This window comes from Streptomyces sp. NPDC001532, assembly GCF_040298625.1.
Lineage (GTDB): Bacteria > Actinomycetota > Actinomycetes > Streptomycetales > Streptomycetaceae > Streptomyces.
In genome coordinates this window covers 86,810-108,137 of the sequence record NZ_JBEPAL010000030.1, presented here as the reverse complement: position 1 = coordinate 108,137, position 21,328 = coordinate 86,810, and the positions used below count along the sequence as shown (strand labels likewise).

Below are 21,328 nucleotides of genomic sequence, written 5' to 3'. Positions count from 1 at the left end.
GCCGCGGGCTGGGCCGGGGCCGGAGCGGCGGCGGGCGCGGCCGGAGTGGCGGGAGCCGGAGCAGGGGCGGCCGGAGCCGCGGGGGCGGCCGGGGCGGCCGGAGCGGCCGGGGCCTCGGCGGCGGGCGCCGGAGCCGGGGCGGCCGGGGCGGCGGCCGGAGCGGCACCCGGGGCGCCGATGACGGCCAGCTTGGCGCCGACCTCGGCCGTCTCGTCCTCGCCGACCACGATCTCCAGCAGCACACCGGAGGTGGGCGCGGGGATCTCGGTGTCGACCTTGTCCGTCGACACCTCCAGCAGCGGCTCGTCGGCCTCGACGCTGTCGCCGACCGACTTCAGCCAGCGGGTGACGGTGCCCTCGGTGACGGACTCGCCGAGCGCGGGCAGGACCACGTCCGTGCCCTCGGCGGAACCGCCGCCGGCGGCGGCCTCGGCGGTGGGCGCCGGGGCGGGGGCGGCCTGCTCGGTGGACGGCTGGGCCGCCGGAGCCGGCTCGGGCGCCGGCGGGGCGACCTCCTCGGCGGCGGGAGCCTGCTCGGCGGCCGGGGCCGGAGCCTCGGCCGGGGCGCCGGTGCCGTCGTCGATGATCGCCAGCTCGGCGCCGACCTCGACGGTCTCGTCCTCGGCGACCTTGATGGAGGCGAGCACACCGGCGGCGGGCGCCGGGATCTCGGTGTCGACCTTGTCGGTGGAGACCTCAAGCAGGGGCTCGTCGGCCTCGACGCGCTCACCCTCGGCCTTCAGCCAGCGGGTGACAGTGCCCTCGGTGACGCTCTCGCCGAGCGCCGGAAGGGTTACGGAAACCGCCATGGTTTCGGTTGCTCCTAACGAATTGCGGAAGTCTGTGTCGTCGCGCCCGAGGGCCGGTCAGTCGTGCGAGTGCAGCGGCTTGCCCGCCAGCGCCAGGTGGGCCTCGCCGAGCGCCTCGTTCTGCGTCGGGTGGGCGTGGACGAGCTGGGCCACCTCGGCCGGCAGCGCCTCCCAGTTGTAGATCAGCTGGGCCTCGCCGACCTGCTCGCCCATCCGGTCGCCGACCATGTGGACACCGACCACGGCACCGTCCTTGACCTGGACGAGCTTGATCTCGCCCGCGGTCTTCAGGATCTTGCTCTTGCCGTTGCCCGCCAGGTTGTACTTCAGGGCGACGACCTTGTCCGCGCCGTAGATCTCCTTGGCCTTGGCCTCGGTGATGCCGACGGAGGCGACCTCCGGGTGGCAGTACGTCACCCGCGGGACACCGTCGTAGTCGATCGGGACGGTCTTCAGACCGGCCAGCCGCTCCGCCACCAGGATGCCCTCGGCGAACCCGACGTGCGCGAGCTGGAGCGTGGGGACCAGGTCGCCGACCGCGGAGATGGTGGGGACGTTGGTCCGCATGTACTCGTCGACGAGGACGTAACCGCGGTCCATGGCGACCCCGGCCTCCTCGTAGCCCAGGCCCTGCGAGACCGGACCGCGGCCGACGGCCACCAGCAGGACCTCGGCCTCGAACTCCTTGCCGTCGGCCAGGGTGACCTTGACGCCGTCGGCGGTGTACTCGGCCTTCTGGAAGAAGGTGCCCAGGTTGAACTTGATGCCGCGCTTGCGGAAGGCGCGCTCGAGGAGCTTGGAGGAGTTCTCGTCCTCGACCGGGACGAGGTGCTTCATGCCCTCGATGATCGTGACGTCCGAGCCGAAGGACTTCCACGCGGAGGCGAACTCGACGCCGATGACACCGCCGCCGAGGATGATCGCGGACTTCGGCACGCGGTCCAGGACGAGGGCGTGGTCGGAGGAGATGATCCGGTCGCCGTCGATCTCCAGGCCCGGCAGCGACTTCGGCACGGAGCCGGTCGCCAGCAGGACGTGACGGCCCTGGACACGCTGACCGTTCACATCCACCGAGGTGGGGGAGGACAGCCGGCCCTCGCCCTCGATGTACGTCACCTTGCGGGAGGCGACCAGGCCCTGGAGACCCTTGTACAGGCCCGAGATGACCTCGTCCTTGTACTTGTGGACCGCGGGGACGTCGATGCCCTCGAACGTGGCCTTGACGCCGAACTGCGCGCTCTCGCGGGCCTGGTCGGCGATCTCGCCCGCGTGCAGCAGGGCCTTGGTGGGGATGCAACCCCGGTGCAGGCAGGTGCCGCCGACCTTGTCCTTCTCGATCAGGGCGACGTCCAGGCCCAGCTGCGCCCCGCGCAGGGCCGCGGCGTAACCGCCACTACCACCGCCGAGGATCACTAGGTCGAAAACGGTGCTGGCGTCGTTCGCCACGTCACGTCCTCCATGCATGTGCGCCACGCCGGTCTCCAGTGACCGGTCGGCGGCTGGTGTCCGGCCGCTCGTTCTTCGGCCCTTAGGTGGGGGCCCTGTCCTGCCGTGCCCCATCTTCGCACTAGTCGGTGCTTGACGAGACGCGGGGCCGGGGTGTGAGACGTAGCACGTTCAGTCGTGGACCGAGGTGATCGGAGTGACGCAAGGGGCGCGGGGACCGCGCGAGCAGCCCCCACGCCCCTCGAACCGCCCTACGGCGGACGCGTCCCGCTCAGCGGGCGGACGTCACCCGAGATCACCCGCGGCCGTGAGCTCCGCCAGCCGCACCAGCGTCCGCACACCGGAGCCGGTGCCGCCCTTGGGCGTGTAGCCGAACGGGCCGCCCTCGTTGAACGCGGGGCCCGCGATGTCGAGGTGCGCCCAGGTGATCCCCTCGCCGACGAACTCGCGCAGGAAGAGACCGGCGACCAGACCGCCGCCCATCCGCTCGCCCATGTTGGCGATGTCGGCGGTGGGGGAGTCCATGCCCTTGCGCAGGTGCTCCGGCAGCGGCATCGGCCAGGACTGCTCGCCGACCTCCTCCGCGGCCTCCACGATCGCGGTACGGAACGCGTCGTCGTTGGCCATGACACCGAACGTGCGGTTGCCGAGCGCCAGCACCATCGCGCCGGTCAGCGTCGCCACGTCCACGATCGCGTCCGGCTTCTCCTGCGACGCGGCCCACAGGGCGTCGCCGAGCACCAGCCGGCCCTCGGCGTCGGTGTTCAGCACCTCGACCGTCTTGCCGCTGTACATGCGCAGCACGTCACCGGGGCGCACCGCGGAACCCGACGGCATGTTCTCGGCGAGCGCCAGCCAGCCGGTGACGTTCACCTCCAGGCCGAGGCGGGCGGCGGCGACGACCGCGGCGAGGACCGCCGCGGCGCCGCTCATGTCGCACTTCATGGTCTCGTTGTGACCGGCCGGCTTCAGCGAGATGCCGCCCGAGTCGTAGGTGATGCCCTTGCCGACGAAGGCCAGGTGCTTCTTCGCCCTGGACGTCGTGTACGACAGCTTCACCAGGCGCGGGGCGGCCGCGGAGCCGCCGCCGACGCCGAGGATGCCGCCGTAGCCGCCCTTGGCGAGGGCCTTCTCGTCGAGCACCTGCACCTTGATGCCGTGCTCCTTGGCCGCGGCCTGCGCCACGGCGGCGAACGCCTCCGGGGTGAGGTCGTTCGGCGGGGTGTTGATCAGGTCGCGGGCGCGGTTCAGCTCCTCGGCGACGGCGGCGGCCCGCTCCAGCGCGGCCTTGTGCGCCTTGTCGCGGGGCTTGGCGCCGAGCAGCACGGCCTCGGCGAGCGGCGCCTTGCCGTTCTTGTCCTTGGCGTTCCGGCCGTTGTCCTTGTAGGCGTCGAAGGAGTACGCGCCGAGCAGCGCGCCCTCGGCGACCGCGCCGACCGCGGCGCTGTCCGCGAGCGGCAGGGCGAAGGCGGCCTTGCGGGAGCCGGACAGGGCGCGGGCGGCGGCACCGGCCGCGCGGCGCAGCGCCTCGGCGTCGTACTCGCCGTCCTCGTCCGGCTGCGCGCCCAGGCCCACCGCCACCACGAGCGGCGTCTTGAAGCCGGACGGCGCGGGCAGCTTGGTCACCTCGCCCTCGGCACCGGAGGCGCCCAGGGTCTCCAGCAGGCCGGCGAGTGCGCCGTCGTAGGCCTTGTCCACGGCCTCGGCGCCCGGCGCGACGGCGAGCCCTTTTCCGCCCTTCGGGCTCTTGGCGACACCGATCACGATCGCGTCGGCCCGCAGGCCGGCCGCCGCGGCGGTGCTGAGAGTGAGAGCAGTCACGGTGGTGAATTCTCGCTTCCGATGTGAAGTTGCTTGGCCGAACAGGGTGGGTCGGCCGGGCCCGACAGCCGACCCTAGAACCGGCCCCTGATGGTGGTGTCCACCGGGTCCGCGTCATCGCGGCGCGGACCTGGCACGAGACTACGCGCGCGGGTTGATTCGCTCACGTCTGCGGGCGTTCACCTGTGAGTGGCGTCGTGGCCGTTCCTGATCCTCGCACTCCATGAGCTGGGTCACACTCGTCGGGTTCCGGTGAGTCCCGTGCTCGCCGCTTCGCATGATTTCCGCATGATCCTCCGTGCCCGGCCCGTCGGCGGCCGGCGGCGGCCACACGTCCCGCAAGGACGCATACCGGCCGCGCGCACCACGGGGATCTTCTGGGGGGAGGAACCACCATGACGCCACGCGCGCGCAGAAGGAGAGAGGCGGCCGCCGTCCTGGCGTCCGCCGCGATGCTGACGCTGGGTCTCGGGGTGCCCGGCGCCTCGGCGGCGGCCGAGCCGCGGATCGATCTGAAGGTCCTGGTGGTCGACAACGGGGACAGCTCCGTCAAGGCCATCACCGCACAGCTGAAGAGCACCGGCATCCCGTACACCACGATCGACCTGAACGATCCGGGCCGCCCGACGGTCACCCCGGCGTTCCTCAGCGACACGGTGGGCGGCACGCCACGGGCCAAGTACCAGGGCGTGGTGCTGCCCAACGAGGCCCCCTTCGGCGCGGGCTCCGCCGAGCAGACCGCGCTGGAGACCTACGAACGGACGTACGGCATCCCGCAGGTCGACGCCTACACCTGGGCCCACCCCGGAGTGGGCCTCGACTACACCAGCGAGGGCGGCTGGGCCGGCGCCCTCGACGGCCGCGAGGCGACCGTCACCGCGGCCGGCAAGGCGGGCTGGTTCGGCTACCTCGACGGCGCCCTCGCCTTCGAGGACAACGCCCCCGCCGTCCAGGAGAGCTACGGCTACGCGGCCCGGCCCCGCCCCGGCTTCACCAGCTACGTCGACCTGCCCGTGCCCGGCGGCACCGGCCGCGGCAGCCTCGTCGGGGAGTACGCCCACGACGGGCGGCGCGAACTGGTCGTGACCTTCGCCTACAACGAGTACCAGCAGCAGTTCCGGGTGCTGGCCCGCGGCATCGTCGAATGGCTCACCCAGGGCGTCCACCTGGGCCGGTCCCGCAACCACTTCGCCGTCCACGTCGACGACGTCTTCGCCCCCGACGCCCGCTGGGACACCGAACGCAACTGCACCCCCGGCGACATCGACTGCGCGGGCGGCGGCGAGGACACCACCACGCCCATCCGCATGACCGCCGACGACGCCGCCTACGCCGCCCAGTGGCAGCGCGAGCGCGGCTTCACCCTCGACATGGTCTACAACGCCGGCTCCGGCGAGCAGTGGAAGACCGAGCACGGCGGCGCCGACCCGCTCACCGACCGGCTGCTCGCCGACCGGGCGCAGTACCGCTGGGTCAACCACACCTACACCCACCCCTTCCTGGGCTGCGTGCAGGACACCTCCACCGTGCCGTGGAGCTGCGCGAAGAACGCCGACGGCAGCACCCGGTACATGAGCCGCGCCGAGATCGCCGGACAGATCCGCGACAACCACAACTGGGGCGTCCTCAAGGGCCTCGCCGTCGACCGCGCCGAACTCGTCACCGGCGAGCACTCCGGGCTCAAGACCCTGCCGCAGCAGCCCGCCGACAACCCCAACCTGGCCGGCGCCCTCGCCGACACCGGCGTGAAGTGGATCGCCTCGGACAACTCCCGCGAGCCCGAACAGCGCCCGGTCGGCGCCGCGACCACCGTGCCCCGGCACCCGATGAACGTGTACTACAACACCGGCACCGAGGCCGAGATGGCCGACGAGTACAACTGGGTCTACACCTCGAAGGCCGACGGCGGCAGCGGGATCTGCGAGAACAACCCGAACTCCACCTGCCTCGACCAGCCGCTGGACCCCGCCACCGGCTACGACACCCACATCGTCCCGCAGGAGGCCCGCATCGCCCTCGGCCACGCGCTCAGCGGCGACCCGCGCCCGCACTACGCGCACCAGTCGAACCTCGCCGAGGACCGCATCCTCTACCCGGTCCTGGACGAGGTGCTCTCCGACTACCGCGCCCTGTTCGCCGACAACACCCCGCTGGAGAACCTGCGCCACAGCGCCATCGGCACCGAGCTGAAGCGCCGCGCCGCCTGGCAGAGCGCGATCGCGGCCGGCCGGGTCACCGCCTACCGCGTCGGCACCACCGTCACCGTCACCGCGCCCTCCGGCACCCAGATCCCGGTGACCGTGCCGGAGGGCACGCGCAAGCAACTCCTGCTCGGCACCACCGCGTTCGGCACGCCGTACGCGGGAGCGCGCTCCGACTGGACCACACCGGCGTCGCTCCAGTCGGCCGTCACCCTGAAGCTGCCGTAGACGCAACGCCGTAACGCCGTAACGCCGTGAGGGGGGCGGAGCCGCATCGACACGCGGCTCCGCCGCGGGGGGCGCGACCAGCCGCACGGGACCCGGACCCGGGACCCGGGCGGCAGTTCCCCGCACAGAATCCGCAGACCAGGGGGAAACAGCGCAGCGATGCGTACCGGCCGTCATGTCACCATGCTCACCGAAGGCACCTATCCGCATGTCCACGGCGGCGTCAGCACCTGGTGCGACCAGCTCGTCAAAGGCATGCCGGAGGTCGACTTCCACGTCGTCTCGCTCACCGGCAGCGGCCGCGAACCCGTCACCTGGGAACTGCCGCCCAACGTCTACCGGCACACCTCGGTGCCGACCTGGGGCCCGCGACCGGGACACCGGCGGGCGCCGAGCGGCAGGGCCCGCCGCCGGTTCGTCGACGCCTACGAGCGGCTGCTGCTGTCCTTCCTCGACCCGCAGGCGCCGCGCGACTTCGGCGACGCCCTCGACGAACTGGCCGTGCTGGCCCGCGACGGACGGCTGTCGGCGGCGCTGCGCACCGAGGCGGCACTGCGCTCGCTGATGTGGATCTGGACGATGCCGCATCTGCCGACCGCCGCCGCCCGTCCCACCGTGCACGACGCGCTGACCGCCACCGACCTGCTGGAACACGCGCTGCGCCCGCTGGGCGCGCGCATCCCCGAGGACTCCGTCGCCCACGCCACGAGCAGCGGCCTCGCCACCCTCCCCGCGCTCGCCGCCCGCCGGCTGGACGGCGTGCCGTTCCTCCTCACCGAGCACGGCATCTATCTGCGCGAGCGCTACCTGGGCCACCGCCGCGAGGCCCAGCGCTGGCCCGTGAAGGCGTTCATGCTCGGCTTCTACCGCGAACTGAACTCCCACGGCTACCGCTCCGCCGACCTGATCACGCCGTGCAACCAGTACAACCGCCGCTGGGAGGAGCGCGGCGGCGCCGACGCCGACCGCATCCGCACCGTCTACAACGGCGTCGACCCGGCCGCCTTCCCGCACGCCGGCCCCGAACCCGACGTCCCCACCCTCTCCTGGTGCGGACGCGTGGACCCCATCAAGGACCTGGAGACCCTGATCCGCTCCTACGCCCTGATCCGCGCCGAGCTCCCGGAGACCAGACTGCGCCTCTTCGGCCCCGTCCCGCCCGGCGGCGAGGCGTACCGGACGAAACTGGAGAAGCTCGCGGCCGAACTCGGCGTCACCGACGGCCTCACCTTCGAGGGCCGCGTCAGCGAGGTCTGGCGCGCCTACGCGGCCGGCCACGTCGTGATGCTCTCCTCCATCTCCGAGGGCTTCCCGTTCTCCATCATCGAGGCCATGTCCTGCGGCCGTACGACCGTCTCGACGGACGTCGGCGGAGTGCGCGAGGCCGTCGGCGACACCGGTCTGGTGGTCCCGCCGCGCGAGCCGGAGAAGATGGCCGCCGCCGCGCTCACCCTGCTCCGCGACGACGAACGCCGCCGGGAACTGGGCGAACTGAGCCGCCAGCGGGTCATCGACCGGTTCACCCTGCGCCGCTCGGTGGACAACTTCCGCACCATCTACCAGGAGCTCGCGGGCCTTCCCGAGGTGTACGAGCCGACCGTGGAGACGGTCGCCGACTGGACCCTGGAGCTGCGCGACCCCTGGTACGCGGCCGTGGCGACGGACGGGACCGGCTGGTGAGCGGCAGCGTGTGGCTGCCCCCGGGCGCCCGCCCCGACAGCCCGCCCGGCGTCCCCCGGCAACGGACACCCAGCTGGGCCGGGCCCGACCCGATCGACGAACTCGCCGAGCGCCTCGACGACTTCGCCGCCGCCGCCGTCCACCCCGACGAGATAGCCGCGCTGCTGGAGTCCGACGGCCTCTCCGACGACCGGATACGCGAGCAGTACGGCGTCAAGGACTCCTTCGCGCTCGCCGAGGAGCTGTACCAGCGGGTCGACCGCCGCTACCCCGAACCGGACGGCCCGCCCCACGACCCCTGGCAGGTCGGCCTGCTCGGCTGCCTGCTGCGCGGTGTGGTGTTCGCCCTGCCCGGTCTCGCCTACGTCCTCGGCGCCCCCCTGCTCGCCGGCCCCGAGGACGGCCTCGGGCTCCCGGCCGGCACGGTCCCGCTGCTCGCGGGCGCCCTGACCGGCTGGACCTGGAACCAGGGCCTCGCCCACCGCGCCTACTCCTGGCTCGGCCTCGGCGACCGCTCGGCCGCCCGCCGCTGCCTCCTGCTGGGCGCGCCGCTGGGCGCCCTGCTCGGCGCGCTGACCGCCCTCGCCGTCGCGGGCAGCGGCGACGCGGCCGCCCTCGCCTTCGCCGCCGGCCAGTCCTGCTACCTGGCCGCGGCCACCACCCTGCTGGTGCTGGGCCGCGAGCGCGCCCTGCTCGCCGCGCTGCTGCCGATGGCGGCGGGCGCGGTGACCGCCATGGTCACCGAGGTGCCCGAGGCCGCCCGGACCGCCCTGCTGCTCGGCTCGCTGGCCGCGGTCGCGCTGCTCGCCCTGCTCGACGTGGCGCCCGCGCTGCGGGAGCTCGGCGAGGGCAGCTGGACGGCGGGCCTGACGGCGCTGCTGCCGTTCGGCGCGCTCGGCGCCGTCCACCGGCACACCGGCGCACCCGGCCTCACCGCGTCCGTGCCGTACGCGCTGTTCGGCCTGGGCAGCGGCGTCCTCGTGCTGTACGCGGCGCTCGGCGACGTCCTCGCGGGCGAGGCGCACAGCGCGACCGCCGCGCCCGCCGCGGTGGCCCTCACCCTCAGCATGGGCCCCGCCGAATGGCTGCTGTACCGCTTCCGCAGCGGCAGCCTCGCCGGGCTGCGCTCCGCCGGCACGCCGCGCGCCTTCTGGCGCGGCACCGCCCTGATCGTCATCCGCTGTCTGGCCGGCTACCTCGCCTCGCTGCTCGTCCTCGCCGTGGCCGCCGCCGCCCTGTGGCCGCGCACCCCGGCCGAGCCCACGCTCGAACAGGCCGGTGTGCCCCTCGGTGTCCGCCTGGCCGGGCTGCTGCTGCTCGGTGTGGTGCTGTGGACGGGGCTGCTGCTCCAGTCGTTCGGCGCGATCCTCGGCGCGGCGGCCGTCTGCTGCGCGGCCGCCCTCGCCCAGACCCTGGCCCTGATCACCCACACCGGCTCCCCGCACTGGGTGGGCCTGACCGTCCACGGCGCCGCCGCCCTCGCCCAGGCGGCCCTCGTCTGCGGCCTGCTGGGAAGGGCGACCGCACACCGATGAGCACCCTGCTGGTCCCCTACTACGAGCACCCGTCCGTCCGCCCCGCCGAATGGGACGCCATCGTCGCCGCCGCGCCCCGCCTGCACGGCGTGGTCCTGAACCCGGCCAGCGGCCCGGGGGAGGCCCTCGACCCGGCGTTCGCCGAGATCGCCGCCCGGCTGCGGGCCGCCGGCGGAGTCCGGGTGCTCGGCTACACCGACACCGACTACGGCCGCCGCCCGTACGCCGACGTGGCCCGCGACCTCGACCGCCACCGCGCCTGGTACGGCACCGACGGCGCCTTCCTCGACCAGGTCGCCTCCGGCCCCGAGGAGTTCGGCCACTACCGCCGCCTGGCCGGCGCCGCCTGGGCGGCCGGCTGCACCACCGTCACCCTGAACCACGGCACACAGCCCCACCCCTGCTACGCCCGCATCGCCGACGTCGTCGTCACCTTCGAGGGCGACTGGGAGACGTACCGCACCCGGCCCCCGCTGCCCTGGACCGGCACCGGCGCCCGCCAGTGCCATCTCGTGCACGGCGTCCCGCCCGGCGTCGACGCAGCCGCGGCGGCCCGGGCGCGCGGCGCCGCCGTGTACTGCGCGGTGCCCGGCACGGGAGATCATCCATGGGGTACGTTGCCGCACACCCTGGAGCCCGCCCCGTGAGACGCCCGATCCTCCTGCTGCTCGCGCTGCTTCTGCTGTCGGCGGGCTGCACCGCCGCGCCGGAGCCCCCGGCCGACGACACCCCGTCGGCCTCGCCCGGACCACGCTGGCAGCCGCGCCCCGGCACCCCCTGGCAGTGGCAGCTCAGCGGTCGGCTCGACCCGACCGTCGAGGTGCCGGTGTACGACATCGACGGCTTCGACCACGACGCGGACACCGTCGCCGACCTGCACCAGCGCGGCCGCAAGGTGATCTGCTATCTCTCCACCGGCGCCTGGGAGGAGTTCCGCCCGGACGCCGGGAAGTTCCCGGAGTCGGTGCTCGGCCGGGGCAACGGCTGGGAGGGCGAGCGCTGGCTCGACATCCGCCGCACCGACGTACTGGAGCCGCTGATGGCGGCCCGTGTCGACATGTGCCGGGAGAAGGGCTTCGACGCGGTGGAGCCGGACAACATGGACGGCTACCGCAACCGCACCGGCTTCCCGCTCACCGCCGCCGACCAGCTCCGCTACAACCGGCTGATCGCCCGGCTCGTCCACGAGCGGGGCATGGCGGTGGGCCTGAAGAACGACCTCGACCAGATCCCCGAACTCGTCGACGACTTCGACTTCGCGGTCAACGAGCAGTGCGCCCAGTACGACGAGTGCGACACCCTCACCCCGTTCATCGACGCGGACAAGGCCGTCTTCCACGTGGAGTACGAGGTGCCCACGCGCCGCTTCTGCCCCGAGGCGCGGCGGCTGCGGCTCAGCTCGATGCTGAAGAAGTACGAGCTGGGGGTCTGGCGGCGGGCCTGCTGAGGCCGGGGCCCACGAGAGCGGGGCTCAGCCGGGGCGAGCACCACCAGGGCGGGGCTCAGCCGGCGGCGAGCACCACCAGGGCCGTGGTCGCCGCCGTCTCGGCGAGCCCGCCGAACACATCGCCGGTCACCCCGCCGAACCGGCGCACGCAGTGCCGCAGCAGCAGTTCCGCCGCGGCGACGGCGAGCACCACCGCGAGCACCGCACGGCCGAGGTCGTACACCCCGAGGAGCGCGCCGCCGCCCGCCGCCGCCCCGGCCACCAGCAGCGCCGCCAGCAGCGCGCCGCCGCGCGGCACGACCCCCGCCACCGCCGCGCCCAGCCCCTCCGGGCGGGCGGCCGGCACCCCGGTGCGGGCGGCCAGGGTGAGCGCCAGCCGGGCGGCGGTGCCCGCGGCGACCGCGGCGAGCGCGCCCCGCGCCCAGGAACCGGCGTAGGCCTCGGCGAGCGCGGCCACCTGGGCCAGCAGCACGAAGAGCAGGGTGATCACACCGAACGGGCCGATGTCCGACTGCTTCATGATCCGCAGCGCGTCCTCGGCCGGCTTGCCGCTGCCCAGCCCGTCGGCGGTGTCGGCCAGCCCGTCCAGATGCAGTCCCCGGGTGAGCACGGCCGGTACGGCGGCGGAGGCCACCGCGGCGAGCAGCGGACCCGCGCCCAGCACCAGCAGCAGCACACCCGTCCCGGCGGCCAGGGCGCCGACGACCAGCCCGGCCAGCGGCGCGCACAGCATCCCGCCGCGCGCCGCCTCCCGGTCCCAGCGGGTCACCTTCACCGGCAGGACGGTGAGGGTGCCGAAGGCGAAGCGGAGGCCGTGCGACGGCAGGATCATGGACACGCCGGAAGGGTACGCGACCGTCCGGACGGCGCCGCGGGCGTAATCCGGTCACACTGGGACGTATGTGGCAGTGGCTGGAGCGCAACGTCGTCGAACCCGGCAAGCTTCCCCTGCTGCTCGCCCTCACGTCCTTCGTGCTGACCTTCCTGACCACCCGGCTGATCACCCGGCTCATCCGGGCCGGCAAGGGGCCCTTCGGCAATGTGCAGTCGGGCGGGGTGCACATCCATCACGTCGTGCCCGGCGTCGTGCTCGCCGTCGTCGGCGGCTTCGGGGCGGTGGCGAGCGGACGCTCCGGGTTCGGAGCCGCGATGTTCGCGGTGATCTTCGGCATCGGAGCGGGGCTGGTCCTCGACGAGTTCGCGCTGATCCTCCACCTCGACGACGTCTACTGGAGCGAGGCGGGCCGCAAGAGCGTCGAGGTCGTGGTGCTGACGGCCGCCCTGGTCGGGCTGGTCCTGTCCGGGTTCTCCCCGTTCGGCGTCAACGGCGTCGACGACGACGAACTCCAGGACCGCGGCACCGTCATCGCCACCGTCGCCGGCAACTTCGCGCTGTCCCTCATCGCCCTCTACAAGGGCAAGCTGCGCATGGCGGTGTTCGGGGTGATCATCCCGTTCCTGGCCCTGATCGGCGCACTCCGGCTGGCCCGCCCCGGCTCCCCGTGGGCCCGCCGCTTCTACCACCGCCGCCCGCGGGCCCGCGCCCGGGCCGCGCTGCGCTCCTACCACCACGACCGCCGCTGGGCCGGGCCCGCCCGCCGGTTGCAGGACTGGATCGGCGGCGCCCCTGACGAGCCCGTCGCGGAGCTGGAACGCCGCTGACCCGTCCCGCGTCCGCGTCCGTCTGCGCCTACGCCTGGGCCTCTTCGGTTCCCGCCGTCGCCTCGGCCCCGGCGGCCGCACCGGTCCCGTCCGCCGCGTCGGCCGGCTTCCGCTCCGGCAGCTCCGCCGCCAGTGCCGCCGCGGACTGCACCAGGGGCAGTGCGAGCAGACCGCCGGCGCCCTCGCCCACCGCCACCCCGTGGTCCAGCAGCGGCTCCAGCGCCATCCGGTCCAGCGCCTTCGCCTGGCCCGGCTCCCCGCTGGCGTGCCCCGCCAGCCACCAGTCCGGCGCCCGGAACGCGACCCGCTGGCCCACCAGCGCGCACGCGGCGGCCACCACACCGTCCAGGATCACCGGCATCTTCCGTACCGCGCTCTGGAGCAGGAAGCCGGTCATCGCGGTCAGATCCGCGCCGCCGACGGTCGCCAGCAGCTGCAACTGGTCGCCGAGCACCGGCCGGGCCCGGCGCAGCGCGTCCCGGATCGCGGCGCACTTGCGCATCCACACCAGGTCGTCCACGGCTAGCCCGCCGCGGCCGGTCACCACCGAGGCGTCGGTCCCGCACAGGGCGGCCACCAGCACCGCCGCGGCCGTCGTACCGCCGACGCTGATGTCACCGAGGACCACCAGGTCCGTCCCCGAGTCGGCCTCCTCGTCGGCCACCGCGACGCCCGCCAGGAAGGCGGCCTCCGCCTCCTGCGGGGTGAGCGCGTCCTCGATGTCGATGCGCCCGCTGCCGCGCCGCACCCGGTGCCGTACGACATCGGCCGGGAGCGTCTCCGGGTCGCAGTCCAGCGCCATGTCCACGACCCGTACCGGCACCCCGAGCCGCCGGGCCAGCACCGCCACCGGCCGGCCGCCCTCCAGGACCTCGCGCACCAGTTCGTGCGCGCTGCCCGCGGGGCGCGCCGAGACACCCAGCCCCGCGATGCCGTGGTCACCGGCGAACAGCACCACCCGAGGCTGTCCGATCGGCCGCACCGACGCGACACCCTGCGCCGCGGCCAGCCACTCACCCAGGTCGTCGAGGCGCCCCAGCGACCCGGGCGGCACGATCTGACGTTCCCGGCGCTCCTCGGCGGCGCGGCGCACACCACCGTCGGGGCGCTCGATCAGATCGGTGAAGTCGTCGAGATTCAGCGAGCTCATTCGCCGAACAGTACCGGCACCGATCGAACAGGACCGCGCCACATGGCCACCACGCGGTCACCACGTCGTTGCACGCAAGATCGCGATCCCATACGTTCCATTTCGCCTGGGTAGGTGTATTTGTGCCTGTATCAGCCGTGTACGCGCATGTATCCCTGTATCCCGCTGTCTCCGCCCCTGTCTGGGAGCCGTCGATGCCGATCACGCCCTCCGCCCCGCAGGTGACCGCCCGCCGCCGCGCCGCCTGCCTCGCCGAACTCGCCCAGGGCACCGAACGGTTCCACGAACCGCGCCGCGAGGACTGCCCCTGGTGCGGCTCCGGGCGGCTGCGGACCCGGTTCTCCGCACCCGACCTCCTCCAGCGCAGACCGGGCCGGTTCACCGTCGACGTGTGCCGGGACTGCGCCCATGTCTTCCAGAACCCGCGCCTCACCCCCGAAGGCCTGGCGTTCCACTCCCGCTACCCGCAGCCGGACCTCGCCCACGCCGAACGCGCCCGCCGCCGGCTGCGCGCCACCGCCCGGTCGATGCTGGCGTACGGGGAGCCGGAGAGCTGGCTCGACGTGGGCACGGGCGACGGCGACTTCCCCGCGATCGCGCGGGAGTTCTTCCCGTACACCGCCTTCGACGGCATGGACCCCACCCCGCGCGTCCTGAAGGCCCGCGCGGCCGGGCGTGTGGAGGAGGCCCACGTCGGCCACCTGACCACCCGCGGGACCACCGCCCGCCTGCGGTCCCGCTACGACGTCGTCAGCCTGCTGCACCAGCTGCACCGCACGCCCGACCCACGGGCCGACCTGCGCGCGGCGCTGAGTCTGCTCCGCCCGGGCGGCGTCCTGCTGATCGAACTGCCCGACCCGACCAGCCCGCTCGCCCCGCTCCTCGGCCGCTGGTGGCTCCCGCACACCCAGCCCCGCCACCTCCACCTGATCCCGCCGGCCAACCTCCTCGCGGAACTGCGGTCCCAGGGCTGCGCGATTCTGCGGACGGACCGCGACCACCTCCCGCACGACCTCGTGACGGCGGCCACCCTCGCCCTCTCCCACGCCCTCCCGCCCCAGGACGCCCCCTGGCGCCCGACCCCTCCGACCGCCCTCCAGCGCCACGTCCGCACCGCCCTGACCCACGCCACCGCCCCCCTCGCGGCGGCGGCCGTGGCCGCGGACCACACCCTGGCCCCCCTCCTGCGCCACACCCCCCTCGCGAACACCTACCGCGTCATCGCCCACCGCTGAGGGGTGTGCCGGGGAACGGAGGACGGCCGGGCGCGGTTCAGCCCCGCAGGGCCAGCGCCTGCCCGGCCACCACCAGCAGCACCTGCTCGCACTCACCGGCGACCGCCGCGTTCAGCCGGCCCAGCTCGTCGCGGTAGCGGCGGCCGGACGCGGTGGCCGGCACGATCCCGGAGCCGACCTCGTTCGACACGGCGACCACCACCCGCCGCGTCTCGCGCACCGCGGCCGCGAGCTCCCGCACCCGCTCCCGCAGGGCCCGCTCACCGCCGCCCGCCCACTCGGCGTCGTCCCACGCCCCGGCGGCGTCCATCGCGTCGGTCAGCCACAGCGACAGACAGTCGATCAGCAGCGGCGGCCCGTCGTCCTTCAGCAGCGGCACCAGATCGCAGGTCTCCAGCGTCCGCCACGACCCCGGCCGCCGCTCCCGGTGCGTCGCCACCCGGGCCGCCCACTCGGTGTCCCCGCCGCGCGTCCCGCCGGTCGCCACGTACAGCACGTCCGGGAACGCCTCCAGCCGCCGCTCCGCCTCCACCGACTTCCCGGACCGCGCACCCCCCAGCACCAGCGTCCGCCGCGGCACGTCGGGCACGTCCTCGTACGCCCCCACCGCCAGCGTCGTCCCGTCCGGCACCGCCCGCGCCCCGGCCGCCGCCAGCCGCCGCCGCAGCTCCGCCCCGGGCGGCACATCGTGGTCGAGGTGGACGGCGATCACATCCGTCGTCGGCCCGACCGCGCCCACCGCCCGCAGCCGGGCCAGCGCGTCCGGCCGCCCCACCACATCGGCGACCACCATGTCGTACGGCTGGGCGTGCTCGGTCCCCTCCTCCAGCCCGGCCGGCGCGCCGCCCGGCGGCAGATACAGCAGCCGCTGCCCGTCCGGGCCCGTCACCGCGTAGCCCGTGCCCGGCGCGTCCATCGCCACCGCGCGCACCCGGTGTCCGGTCAGCAGCGCCAGCTCCCGGCCGTCCGGCACCCGGCCGGGCTGCGGCAGCCCGGCCGGCACCTCCACGGCGGGCCCGTCGTGCGGATGCGACAGCAGCACCTGCCGCACCCCGCTCAGCGACCGCCCCGCCCGGGCCGCCGCGAACGCCGCGCCCGGCGTCAGGTCCAGCATCACCGCCCCGTCCAGGAGCAGCGCGGTCGCCGCCCGCGCGTCGGGCCCGAGCGCGGTCGCGCAGGCCGCGCAGGGACAGTCGGGGCGGGGGAGGCCCGCGGGGGCACCGGTACCGAGCAGAGTGAGTTCCACGGACCCGATTTTCGCGTGTCGCCGCAGGTCTTGCGCGTCCGGCTAGGCTCAGGGCAGGAGCCGGACCAAGATCCGGCCCGCGCTCTGCTTGTGCTGACACCTGGGAGGCGTACATGGCGGCATGGACGTGGCGGTTCGAGAAGGCCGACGGGACGGAGGTCGAGCCGGCGGTGCAGCCCGAGGAGTTCACCACGCAGGGGGACGCCGAGTCGTGGATCGGGGAGCAGTGGAAGGACCTGCTCGCCGGAGGCGCGGACCAGGTACGCCTGTTCGAGGACGGCACGGAGATCTACGGCCCGATGAGCCTGCACGCGGAGGAGGAAGAAGCCTCCTGACGGCGTGAGAGACGGCCCGGAGCCGCGAGCCGGTCCGGGCCGTCCCCGCTCGCGGCGCCGGTCTCACTGCTCGCCGAGCGTCACCTTTGCCGTCCGCTCCTCGCCGTCCCGGCGGTAGGTCACCGTCGTCCGGTCGCCCGGCCGTTCGGTGGCCAGTGCCTCCGCGAGCGAGGTGAGGGTGGTGACCTCCGTGTCACCCAGGCCGGTGATGACGTCCTCGGGTTCCAGACCCGCCCGGTCGGCCGCGCCGCCGTTCTCCCTCCGGCCCTCGGTGCTCACCCGAACGAGCCGAGGCTCAGCCCCGCACCCCGCACAGATGCAGCAGCGCCGCGATCCCCCGGTACGGATCCGTCCGTCCGGCGCGCTCCTCCACCGCCAGCAGCGTGTCCAGGTCGGCCGGCGCCTCGGCGTCGTCTGCGGCGGTGTCCGTGAAGACCCGCACCCCGTACCAGGCGTGCAGCGGCGCCCCGATCCCCGCCAGCGTGGAGGTCAGCGTGGACAGCCGGTCGGCCCGCACGTCCAGGCCCAGCCGGTTGCGGTAGGCGGTGGTGTCGAAGGAGGCCAGCGCCCCCGGCCAGTCGCCGGACAGCCCCGGCCGCATGGCCAGCGCGTCCCCGTTGCGCACCAGCAGCGACAGCAGCCCGCCGGGCGCGAGCACCCGGGCCAGCCCCGCCAGCAGCGGATCGGGCTCCTCGACGTACATCAGCACCCCGTGGCAGAGCACCACGTCGAAGCTGCCCGGCAGGAAGTGCACCCCCGTGTCCCGGCCGTCGCCCTCGATGATCCGCATCCGCTCACGGATGCCCTCGGGCTCGCCTGCCAGCGTCTCGCGGGCCGCGGCGATCATCGTCGGGTCCTGCTCCAGGCCGGTTATCCGATGCCCGGCCCGGGCCAGCCGCAGCGACTGCGTGCCCTGGCCCATCCCCACGTCGAGCACCCGCAGCCGCTGCCCGACCGGGAACCGACCGGCTATCTGCTCCTCGAGCTGCCGGGCCACCAGCTCCTGTCGGACGACATCGCGCAGCCCGCCCACCTTGCTGAGCCAGGCATCGGCCGCACCCCCGGAGAACGACGCAGCGCTCAGGGCCGCTCCCCGCGCTTGACCTGCGGCTTGGGCAGCCGGAGCCGGCGCATCTGGAGGGAGCGCATCAGCGCGTAGGCGACGGCGCCGCGCTTGTTGTCGTCGGGGAACCGCTCGGCCAGCCGCTTCTTCAGACGGAAGCCGGTGACGACCGAGTCCAGCACGATCAGGACGATCACCACGAGCCACAGCAGCAGCGCGATGTTCTGCAGCGAGGCCACCCGCACCATGCTCAGCACGAGGATGACCACGGCCATCGGCAGGAAGAACTCCGCGATGTTGAACCGCGAGTCGATGAAGTCGCGGGCGAAACGGCGGACCGGGCCCTTGTCACGGGCCGGCAGGTACCGCTCGTCACCGCCGGCCAGCGCCTGGCGCTGCCGCTCCAGTGCGGCACGACGTTCCTCGCGCGAGCGCTTGGCGGCCTCCTTGCGCGTCATCTGCGTATTGGCCACGCTGCGGCGCTGAGACTGGGCCTCGCTGCGCTTGGGCGTGGGGCGGCCCTTGGGGGCCTGCGGGTCACGGGGCTGCTTGGAGACGGTCACCGGGGCCTTGTCGGCGACGGCGGCCTTCTCTTCCTTGGCACGGCTACGGAACACAAAACCCAAGGGTACGGGGTGCCCGGGGTTGGACCCCAGCCCCGCGGGGAACGATCCGGCAACACCAGTCGTCTGTAAGGGGACAGAGGGGACGATGCGTACGCCCCGGAACCCCTGGGATCTTCCGGAGGACCCCTGGGACAAACCCTGGGGTCCACCCTGGGTCCACCCTGGGGATCACCTACTCCCTACGCCGGAGCCGGGCCGTCCCCAGTCGTCCTCGGGGATGACCGCATCACTCCCCGAACAGTGCGGTAATGGATGCAGGGCCCGTACTGTGGGTTCTGTCGCAGAGCTGGAGCCTTAAGTCCGTCAGAAGGGGGCGCGCGAAGCCCATGAGCGGTGTCATGAAGCGTATGGGGATGATCTTCCGCGCGAAGGCGAACAAGGCCCTTGACCGGGCCGAGGACCCGCGCGAGACCCTCGATTACTCGTACCAGAAGCAGCTGGAACTGCTCCAGAAGGTGCGCCGTGGCGTCGCGGACGTGGCGACCTCCCGCAAGCGCCTGGAACTCCAGCTCAACCAGCTGCAGCAGCAGTCCACCAAGCTGGAGGACCAGGGCCGCAAGGCGCTCGCCCTCGGCCGCGAGGACCTGGCCCGCGAGGCACTGTCCCGCCGCGCCGCGCTCCAGCAGCAGGTCACCGACCTGGAGACCCAGCACGCCACCCTCCAGGGCGAGGAGGAGAAGCTCACCCTGGCGGCCCAGCGGCTCCAGGCCAAGGTCGACGCCTTCCGGACCAAGAAGGAGACGATCAAGGCGACGTACACCGCCGCCCAGGCGCAGACCCGGATCGGCGAGGCGTTCACCGGCATCTCCGAGGAGATGGGCGACGTCGGCCTGGCCATCCAGCGCGCCGAGGACAAGACGGCACAGCTCCAGGCCCGAGCCGGCGCCATCGACGAACTGCTCGCCTCCGGCGCCCTCGACGACCCCAGCGGCATGGCGAAGGACGACATCCAGGCCGAGCTGGACCGGCTCTCCGGTGGTACGGATGTAGAGCTGGAGCTCCAGCGCATGAAGGCCGAACTGGCCGGAGGCGGCTCCGCGGGCCAGCAGGCCATCGAGGGCGGCAACGGACAGCAGCAGCCCCAGCAGCAGCCGCAGGACACCCCGAGGTTCGACAAGCAGTAGGGGCACGAGCCTTCACCACGCCGAGGAGGGCGACATGATCGTACGGATCATGGGGGAGGGGCAGGTGGAGCTGGCCGACGGCCACCTCGCCGAGCTGAACAAGCTGGACAACGAGCTCCTGGCCGAGATGGAACAGGGCGACGGACCCGGCTTCCGCCGCACCCTGCACGCCCTCCTGACCCGGGTCAGGGAGCTGGGCACCCCCCTGCCCGACGACTCCCTCGAACCCTCCCAGCTCATCCTGCCGTCCCCCGACGCCACCCTGGACGACGTCCGGGAACTGCTCTCCGAGGACGGCCTCATCCCCGACTGACCCCCGGCCCCGGAGGGCGGCGACCCCGGCCGGGGCAGGGGCGCGCCGGGCCCGCCGCGCGCCGGGCTTACCGTGGAGCACCGTGAGCACCCTGGAGAGCGCCCGGCGCCGACTCAAGGCCCACCCGATGGCGCTGGACGCGGCGCTGGCGGCGGGCGTACTGGCGTGCATGGTGGCCGGCTCCTTCGTCGACCCGCACGGCAAGGACAGCGTCACCTGGAGCCTGCACCGCCCCGACGCGCTGAGCCTGGTGCTGATCGCCCTCGGCGCCGCCGCCCTGGTGTTCCGCCGCCGCGCCCCGCTCACCGTCCTCGCCCTCACCGGCACCCTCTCCCTGGTCGAGTCCGTCACCGGCGACCCCCGGGCCCCCGTGGCGATGTCCGCCGTGATCGCCCTCTACACCGTCGCCTCCACCACCGACCGCCCCACCACCTGGCGGGTCGGCCTGCTCACCATGACCGTGCTGACCGGCGCCGCCATGCTCGCCGGCCCGCTGCCCTGGTACGCCCAGGAGAACCTCGCGATCTTCGCCTGGACCGGCATCGGCGCCACCGCCGGCGACGCCGTGCGCAGCCGCCGCGCCTTCGTCCAGGCCATCCGCGAACGCGCCGAGCGCGCCGAACGCACCCGCGAGGAGGAGGCCCGCCGCCGGGTCGCCGAGGAACGCCTGCGCATCGCCCGCGACCTGCACGACGTCGTCGCCCACCACATCGCCCTCGTCAACGTCCAGGCCGGGGTCGCCGCACACGTCATGGACCGGCGCCCCGACCAGGCCAAAGAGGCCCTCGGCCACGTCCGCGAGGCCAGCCGCTCCGCCCTCAACGAACTGCGTGCCACCGTCGGTCTGCTCCGCCAGTCCGGCGACCCCGAGGCCCCGACCGAGCCCGCGCCCGGCCTGGACCGCCTCGACGAACTCGTCGGCACCTTCCGCAACGCCGGACTGCGCGTCGAGGTGGCCCGCACCGACCACGGCACCGCCCTCCCGGCCGCCGTCGACCTCGCCGCCTACCGGGTCATCCAGGAAGCCCTCACCAACGTCCAGAAGCACGCCGGGACCTCCGCGAAGGCCGAGGTCAGCGTGGTCCGCGTGGGGCCGAACATCGAGATCACCGTCCTCGACGACGGCACCGGCGAGACCGACCGCCCCGCCGCCGGCGGCGGCCACGGCCTGCTCGGCATGCGCGAACGCGTCACCGCCCTGCGCGGCACCCTCACCACCGGCCCCCGCTACGGCGGCGGCTTCCGCGTCCATGCGATCCTGCCGGTCAAGCCGCGCACCCGTACGACGGAGGAGGGCACACCCGCCCCGACGGCCTGACGCACCGGACCGCCAAGCCTGCGCCCGCCCCGGCTCCGCCCCCGCCTCGCTCCCGCGCCCCGACCTCCGACCGCCCGGAAGGGACCCGC

19 protein-coding genes and 1 pseudogene are annotated in these 21,328 nt (G+C 73.9%); 11 read left to right on the top strand and 9 right to left on the bottom strand.

The genetic code is table 11. From position 1 onward, the window contains the following. From ABT232_RS25660 to ABT232_RS25650, 3 genes are all read right to left on the bottom strand, one after another. On the bottom strand, positions 1 to 809 hold an 809-nt coding region (locus ABT232_RS25660), incomplete at its 3' end, for a biotin/lipoyl-containing protein (RefSeq protein WP_351843858.1). 57 nt (positions 810 to 866) lie between these two features. After that, positions 867 to 2,255: a dihydrolipoyl dehydrogenase gene (gene lpdA / locus ABT232_RS25655; RefSeq protein ID WP_351843856.1), complete on the bottom strand. Its 1,389-nt coding sequence runs from the start codon at positions 2,253 to 2,255 to the stop codon at positions 867 to 869. 285 nt (positions 2,256 to 2,540) lie between these two features. Continuing rightward, entirely contained in the window at positions 2,541 to 4,076 is a 1,536-nt protein-coding gene (locus tag ABT232_RS25650) for a leucyl aminopeptidase (protein WP_351843854.1), read from the bottom strand. A gap of 395 nt (positions 4,077 to 4,471) precedes the next feature. Here ABT232_RS25650 and ABT232_RS25645 point away from each other — a divergent pair, with 395 nt between their 5' ends. The 5 genes from ABT232_RS25645 (at position 4,472) to ABT232_RS25625 (ending at position 11,167) form a co-directional block, all read left to right on the top strand. After that, the gene (locus ABT232_RS25645) at positions 4,472 to 6,505 is read left to right on the top strand and encodes a hypothetical protein (protein ID WP_351843852.1); all 2,034 of its coding nucleotides are present in this window, start codon (positions 4,472 to 4,474) and stop codon (positions 6,503 to 6,505) included. A gap of 159 nt (positions 6,506 to 6,664) precedes the next feature. Then, complete coding sequence (gene pelF, locus ABT232_RS25640; protein WP_351843849.1) at positions 6,665 to 8,185, top strand: GT4 family glycosyltransferase PelF; 1,521 nt, start codon at positions 6,665 to 6,667, stop codon at positions 8,183 to 8,185. After that, positions 8,182 to 9,720, top strand: a complete 1,539-nt coding sequence (locus tag ABT232_RS25635) for a hypothetical protein (RefSeq protein ID WP_351843847.1) — start codon at positions 8,182 to 8,184, stop codon at positions 9,718 to 9,720. The genes pelF and ABT232_RS25635 overlap by 4 nt, the downstream gene beginning before the upstream one ends. Next, on the top strand, positions 9,717 to 10,367 hold the full coding sequence (locus tag ABT232_RS25630; RefSeq protein ID WP_351843845.1) for a spherulation-specific family 4 protein: 651 nt from the start codon (positions 9,717 to 9,719) through the stop codon (positions 10,365 to 10,367). Before ABT232_RS25635 ends, ABT232_RS25630 begins: the two co-directional genes overlap by 4 nt. After that, complete coding sequence (locus tag ABT232_RS25625) at positions 10,364 to 11,167, top strand: endo alpha-1,4 polygalactosaminidase (RefSeq protein WP_351843843.1); 804 nt, start codon at positions 10,364 to 10,366, stop codon at positions 11,165 to 11,167. The genes ABT232_RS25630 and ABT232_RS25625 overlap by 4 nt, the downstream gene beginning before the upstream one ends. A gap of 55 nt (positions 11,168 to 11,222) precedes the next feature. Here ABT232_RS25625 and ABT232_RS25620 read toward each other — a convergent pair whose 3' ends face one another. Continuing rightward, complete coding sequence (locus ABT232_RS25620) at positions 11,223 to 11,999, bottom strand: adenosylcobinamide-GDP ribazoletransferase (protein WP_351843867.1); 777 nt, start codon at positions 11,997 to 11,999, stop codon at positions 11,223 to 11,225. Between the two features lie 68 nt (positions 12,000 to 12,067). Here ABT232_RS25620 and ABT232_RS25615 point away from each other — a divergent pair, with 68 nt between their 5' ends. Next, positions 12,068 to 12,829, top strand: coding sequence for a hypothetical protein (locus ABT232_RS25615; protein ID WP_351843841.1), 762 nt, complete (start codon positions 12,068 to 12,070; stop codon positions 12,827 to 12,829). Positions 12,830 to 12,857: 28 nt separating this feature from the next. Here the strand turns inward: ABT232_RS25615 and cobT are convergent, their stop codons facing one another. Next, complete coding sequence (gene cobT, locus ABT232_RS25610) at positions 12,858 to 13,979, bottom strand: nicotinate-nucleotide--dimethylbenzimidazole phosphoribosyltransferase (RefSeq protein WP_351843838.1); 1,122 nt, start codon at positions 13,977 to 13,979, stop codon at positions 12,858 to 12,860. 194 nt (positions 13,980 to 14,173) lie between these two features. Between cobT and ABT232_RS25605 the strand changes: the two genes are divergently transcribed. After that, positions 14,174 to 15,214, top strand: coding sequence for a class I SAM-dependent methyltransferase (locus tag ABT232_RS25605; protein WP_351843836.1), 1,041 nt, complete (start codon positions 14,174 to 14,176; stop codon positions 15,212 to 15,214). 37 nt (positions 15,215 to 15,251) lie between these two features. On the opposite strand, the gene ABT232_RS25600 is transcribed toward ABT232_RS25605, so the two are convergent. After that, positions 15,252 to 16,460 (bottom strand): bifunctional adenosylcobinamide kinase/adenosylcobinamide-phosphate guanylyltransferase, encoded by a 1,209-nt coding sequence (locus tag ABT232_RS25600; protein WP_351843834.1) that lies wholly within the window; start codon positions 16,458 to 16,460, stop codon positions 15,252 to 15,254. 113 nt (positions 16,461 to 16,573) lie between these two features. Here ABT232_RS25600 and ABT232_RS25595 point away from each other — a divergent pair, with 113 nt between their 5' ends. Then, on the top strand, positions 16,574 to 16,795 hold the full coding sequence (locus ABT232_RS25595) for a hypothetical protein (RefSeq protein ID WP_351843832.1): 222 nt from the start codon (positions 16,574 to 16,576) through the stop codon (positions 16,793 to 16,795). Between the two features lie 63 nt (positions 16,796 to 16,858). On the opposite strand, the pseudogene ABT232_RS25590 reads toward ABT232_RS25595, so the two are convergent. From ABT232_RS25590 to ABT232_RS25580, 3 genes and pseudogenes are all read right to left on the bottom strand, one after another. Further along, positions 16,859 to 17,050 (bottom strand): annotated as a pseudogene (locus ABT232_RS25590) (PDZ domain-containing protein); the annotation flags it as partial. 40 nt (positions 17,051 to 17,090) lie between these two features. Further along, positions 17,091 to 17,792 (bottom strand): class I SAM-dependent methyltransferase, encoded by a 702-nt coding sequence (locus tag ABT232_RS25585; protein ID WP_351843830.1) that lies wholly within the window; start codon positions 17,790 to 17,792, stop codon positions 17,091 to 17,093. Between the two features lie 83 nt (positions 17,793 to 17,875). Beyond that, complete coding sequence (locus ABT232_RS25580; protein ID WP_351843865.1) at positions 17,876 to 18,514, bottom strand: DUF3043 domain-containing protein; 639 nt, start codon at positions 18,512 to 18,514, stop codon at positions 17,876 to 17,878. 296 nt (positions 18,515 to 18,810) lie between these two features. Between ABT232_RS25580 and ABT232_RS25575 the strand changes: the two genes are divergently transcribed. The 3 genes from ABT232_RS25575 (at position 18,811) to ABT232_RS25565 (ending at position 21,239) form a co-directional block, all read left to right on the top strand. Next, positions 18,811 to 19,608, top strand: coding sequence for a PspA/IM30 family protein (locus ABT232_RS25575; RefSeq protein WP_351843827.1), 798 nt, complete (start codon positions 18,811 to 18,813; stop codon positions 19,606 to 19,608). A gap of 34 nt (positions 19,609 to 19,642) precedes the next feature. After that, positions 19,643 to 19,921 (top strand): PspA-associated protein PspAA, encoded by a 279-nt coding sequence (gene pspAA / locus ABT232_RS25570; RefSeq protein ID WP_351843825.1) that lies wholly within the window; start codon positions 19,643 to 19,645, stop codon positions 19,919 to 19,921. Between the two features lie 82 nt (positions 19,922 to 20,003). Continuing rightward, positions 20,004 to 21,239, top strand: a complete 1,236-nt coding sequence (locus ABT232_RS25565; RefSeq protein WP_351843822.1) for a sensor histidine kinase — start codon at positions 20,004 to 20,006, stop codon at positions 21,237 to 21,239. Positions 21,240 to 21,328 lie beyond the last annotated feature (89 nt).

What these genes read in the sequence shown, in the direction of transcription:
- ABT232_RS25595 (WP_351843832.1), top strand. Translation starts at nt 16,574, where the DNA reads ATGGCGGCATGGACGTGGCGGTTCGAGAAGGCCGACGGGACGGAGGTC.
- ABT232_RS25620 (WP_351843867.1), bottom strand. Translation starts at nt 11,999, where the DNA reads ATGATCCTGCCGTCGCACGGCCTCCGCTTCGCCTTCGGCACCCTCACC.
- ABT232_RS25575 (WP_351843827.1), top strand. Translation starts at nt 18,811, where the DNA reads ATGAGCGGTGTCATGAAGCGTATGGGGATGATCTTCCGCGCGAAGGCG.
- ABT232_RS25645 (WP_351843852.1), top strand. Translation starts at nt 4,472, where the DNA reads ATGACGCCACGCGCGCGCAGAAGGAGAGAGGCGGCCGCCGTCCTGGCG.
- ABT232_RS25615 (WP_351843841.1), top strand. Translation starts at nt 12,068, where the DNA reads ATGTGGCAGTGGCTGGAGCGCAACGTCGTCGAACCCGGCAAGCTTCCC.
- ABT232_RS25605 (WP_351843836.1), top strand. Translation starts at nt 14,174, where the DNA reads ATGCCGATCACGCCCTCCGCCCCGCAGGTGACCGCCCGCCGCCGCGCC.
- ABT232_RS25630 (WP_351843845.1), top strand. Translation starts at nt 9,717, where the DNA reads ATGAGCACCCTGCTGGTCCCCTACTACGAGCACCCGTCCGTCCGCCCC.
- cobT (WP_351843838.1), bottom strand. Translation starts at nt 13,979, where the DNA reads ATGAGCTCGCTGAATCTCGACGACTTCACCGATCTGATCGAGCGCCCC.
- pelF (WP_351843849.1), top strand. Translation starts at nt 6,665, where the DNA reads ATGCGTACCGGCCGTCATGTCACCATGCTCACCGAAGGCACCTATCCG.
- pspAA (WP_351843825.1), top strand. Translation starts at nt 19,643, where the DNA reads ATGATCGTACGGATCATGGGGGAGGGGCAGGTGGAGCTGGCCGACGGC.